The sequence below is a fragment of the Bartonella sp. AP4SXKL genome, assembly GCF_042195845.1.
In the GTDB taxonomy this organism is placed as follows: domain Bacteria; phylum Pseudomonadota; class Alphaproteobacteria; order Rhizobiales; family Rhizobiaceae; genus Bartonella.
The window spans coordinates 1-3,519 of the sequence record NZ_JBHIPA010000042.1; the positions used below are offsets into that span (position 1 = coordinate 1).

Annotated in this window: 4 protein-coding genes and 1 pseudogene; 1 reads left to right on the forward strand and 4 read right to left on the reverse strand. The window is 39.1% G+C overall.

Annotated features, from left to right (window positions below; translation table 11 throughout):
• Positions 1–66 precede the first annotated feature (66 nt).
• Positions 67–282 (reverse strand): annotated as a pseudogene (locus ACFIMI_RS09505) (antA/AntB antirepressor family protein); the annotation flags it as partial.
• Between the two features lie 381 nt (positions 283–663).
• On the opposite strand from ACFIMI_RS09505, the gene ACFIMI_RS09510 reads away from it, so the two are divergent.
• On the forward strand, positions 664–1,749 hold the full coding sequence (locus ACFIMI_RS09510) for a hypothetical protein (protein WP_375692519.1): 1,086 nt from the start codon (positions 664–666) through the stop codon (positions 1,747–1,749).
• Positions 1,750–1,776: 27 nt separating this feature from the next.
• On the opposite strand, the gene ACFIMI_RS09515 is transcribed toward ACFIMI_RS09510, so the two are convergent.
• The 3 genes from ACFIMI_RS09515 to ACFIMI_RS09525 all read right to left on the reverse strand — a co-directional run.
• Positions 1,777–2,133 carry a hypothetical protein gene (locus tag ACFIMI_RS09515; RefSeq protein ID WP_375692520.1) on the reverse strand — a complete coding sequence of 119 codons (357 nt, stop codon included), beginning with the start codon at positions 2,131–2,133 and terminating at the stop codon, positions 1,777–1,779.
• A gap of 1 nt (position 2,134) precedes the next feature.
• Positions 2,135–3,211, reverse strand: a complete 1,077-nt coding sequence (locus tag ACFIMI_RS09520) for a major capsid protein (protein WP_375692521.1) — start codon at positions 3,209–3,211, stop codon at positions 2,135–2,137.
• A 12-nt stretch (positions 3,212–3,223) separates the two neighbouring features.
• Positions 3,224–3,519: head decoration protein (locus ACFIMI_RS09525; RefSeq protein WP_375692522.1), on the reverse strand; the 296-nt coding region annotated here is incomplete at its 5' end.

The following is a 3,519-nucleotide window of genomic DNA, read 5'->3' on the forward strand; positions in this document are numbered from 1 at the left end:
GAATCTTACGTTATTCAGGGTTCTCATTCAATATGAATAACGCTAGATTATGATTATAAATCAATGCCTTGAACACTTGTTAAAGTATTGACGTGCCTCATGCCCTTTGTCATTACGCTCTATAATCGAAAGATGTTTAGCCATGTCTAATGTAATGTGGTATTCTTTTTCTTTTCCACCGTTTTCTAAATTCAGACTTTATTTCCAAAAACGCAATATAATTCACGTGCGTTAACAGTTTGAACTGTTTACTTGGCCAATAGTTTGTTCTTTAATTTCTATAGAGTATTCATGGTGAACTCCTTACTACTTAGACGTTTTTCATTGACTCTTTAATTAGAAAGTGCCGAGCACTGAAAAACACGGTAGTAAGTCCGTCGTTATGCTTTCCTATGAAGGTGTGTTATAGCATAACCACACCCCACAAAATCACTATATGCGAGTAACATACAATGAGTCAAAGCCTTTAATGTGCGAAAATAAACTATCTCGGTAGCTTATCTGCTTAGTATTTAAGGTGTTCGTTAGGTTCCTGTTTCGATTATTCATACTCCTATAATAATATCACTTTTTTCTAAAAATCATAAGCACATATTTACTTTATTTGTCGACTCACTTTAAATTTTCCAGCTTAGTTTTTTATTTATAGTGGAGGGGACAATAATGCTCGACATACTTGATACAATTGCGATGATCGTATGTTTGTTGTCGTTACCGGCGATGGTTGTCGGACTTGTTTTAGTGTGTATAAAAAAATGGCGTAAAAATGGATTGAAAACCCTTGGTATTGGAGTCTTATTATTTCTCGGCTCTGCAATATTAGGTGCGTTTTTTTTTCACAAAATCAAACCAGATCAAGTTGCGTACAATAATGAAATTTTTTCCTCCTCCTCGACTTTATTAATAGATGTTGCTACTCAAAATGAAAGCGTGACAAAGGCACTACCTGAGAATACTGATAAGAAAAGTACCCATGTTCAAGATAAAAAGTCAGACGAAAATGTTGGTCTAGGTTTTTGGGGATGGTTCAGGTTAATTTTCTTTGCATTTATTGCATTGTCTATTTTTGTTCATTGGCAAGATAAACGCAACAAACGTTTTAAAGAAAAAGTTTCAGAACAGGTTTTAATGCCTCCCCCTCATATCCATCCTTCTTCTGATTTATCAGTGGTTAATAAAATGTCGCCGGAACTTGAAAAAAAACGGTTAGAAAAGAGGGTACAGATCGTTCTTCTTTGTGCTCTACTGATTGGAGGCATTGTGGTAACAGTAACTATTACGCCATGGTTATTAGTACCCATTTTTATTGTTTTAATTTTTGTTATTATTGCCTATCGTGAGACAAAAAAGGAAAAAAGCTTTGAGCAAGAAGTTGCTCTGTGGCAATCAGATATTCCTCCCTCTAATTTTGAGGAAGCATGTGAAATGTTTCAAGAACTTGACGCAAGTGAATATGATTATCGTTTAGTACAAAATGAAAAACTGTTGGGAGTTCAAGAACGCGTTACCTTTGATATTGGCGAAAATACTCCAATTTTAGGACGTCTTTTAGTAACAAATCAAGCTATTGTATTTGAAAGCCCTGAAGATAATGAAAGGACTACTTGGGCAAGAATTGCATCAGTAACTATAACATACCAAGGATGTCACATCAGTCACCGTACCGGCGCACCATGGAATTACCGATTTAGTGCTATTCCAAATCCAAGGTTTGCAGCAGTAATCCGGGTTCTTGGGCAGCCTTATTGATTTTGAAACACACAAGACAAAGGTTCCTCATTGTTTTTTCTCCCGCAAGATAAGCTTATACATACCGGATTCTAAAGCTTGGACATCTATCACAATGAAATGCTCCTGAGAAGAGGGGACTTTGTTGTTTTCAGGAGAGAGGACCACAATACTATCTTGAGGTTTTGGTGGTATTCCCCCGATGTCATTGATACAAAGATCAAGTTCCTTTCTTGCAATTGTGGTGGGGATTCTGCCACCGGCGTCCGATTCTGAATGCTTAATGCCGTAAATCGCTGTGATACGAAAAGATTGCTGGTTGTCCTTTCGCGTGTAGATGATGGGCTGCCCAAAAGTGTTGCGCACATCTTTAACCATTTGGTTTAGCAGCCCGTGCCATCGCATGTTATTTCGCTCCAATCACGGCTTTAAACAGCATTTCTGGGCGTGTACAGATGTAAAGCGGATAGCTATAGACCTCCGGTTTTACCCATGCATTACGGTCGTGGTCGACGATAAGCATTGTGTAGAGAGGTTTTCCAACGGTGTTAGCAAAATCCAAGCTTTCCCCTGGTGCAAAGGTTTTTTGGAATACACCAGGCGCATCAACAGGAAAGAATTGACATTCATCAGGCTTAATTCCTATGGCGCGCTTTGTTCCAGCCTTCGCACTCACATTATAGTTGTGAATACTCCGGTAATTAATGAAAGTTACGCCTGCAAAGTCAAAACTGCCAAAGCTCCCTGATCCAAGAGCGCTTGGTGTTGCAACACCTCCGGCGCTATTGAGTGTTTGTGCTAAGGCTGTGTTTAAATAGGTCTCACGAATTGTTTTATGGTTTTTCAACTTGGAAAAGAATTCATTTCCACAAAGCCCAATAATGCGTGAACGATCAGAAAACGCTCCCTTTGAAGCTTCAATCATCCTCATAATGACTTGATCAACATTGTCAGCAACATTGGTTGTCTCATTATTTAATTTAAAATCAATCGGCTTTGGTGGTGCGATTTCCCATTCCTTGTACCAATCGACAATAACAGAGCCATCAGCATCAAGGACAACACCTTGAACAGCGCCGAGTTGCATATTCTCCCATGTCAATTCGATTTCAGAAATCAGTTTCTTTTGTTTCTTGGCAATATATTTCATTGCTGTCTCTAACTGATCTTCTGCGCCAAATTCACGACGGTTCTGGATTTCTTCTGATTTTACGGTATCACTTTTGGCAATCCGTGTTGTTTTGAAAAACCGAAGATTACGACCCTCTCTATCACCTTCTGTCAAAGGTGCGCCACGTTCACTGGTTTGAATAAGCGAAAATGTATTATCACGCCGTTCAATACCAACCACTGTGGTACTGGTTTCAACTTCCTCAAAAAGATTAAGAGAGCTTACAAGACCAGGTTGAAACTCATAGTTTTCAATGGCTTTCATCATTGTGATGCTTGAGAAAGCATCATGTTTAAAAAAATTCATATCCATGTGTGCATTCTCCTATCGCAATAGAATGTTGTTTTTGTCTTCTAAAGACTGAATGGCTGCTTTCTTTTGCTCATCCGTGATGGCATCTGGCCATAGCAGTTCAGAAGCTTTTACAGTGCATAAGCGTGCTGTAATCACGGCACGTTGATCTGCTTCTGTTGCGTCAATAGTGGCAAAAGAAATCCCCGCAGGGATTTGACTGCCATCTGCTGCTGCTGGATTAAGGGGGGTATATTTTTGTGATGCTGTAATTTTCCCCATGACAGTTCCAGCTTCAATGAATGCTCCTGATGCAAACAGCACTTCTT

Bases quoted from the DNA above. Each gene is read 5' to 3' on its own strand.
- ACFIMI_RS09510 (WP_375692519.1), top strand. From the start codon at position 664: ATGCTCGACATACTTGATACAATTGCGATGATCGTATGTTTGTTGTCG.
- ACFIMI_RS09515 (WP_375692520.1), bottom strand. From the start codon at position 2,133: ATGCGATGGCACGGGCTGCTAAACCAAATGGTTAAAGATGTGCGCAAC.
- ACFIMI_RS09520 (WP_375692521.1), bottom strand. From the start codon at position 3,211: ATGGATATGAATTTTTTTAAACATGATGCTTTCTCAAGCATCACAATG.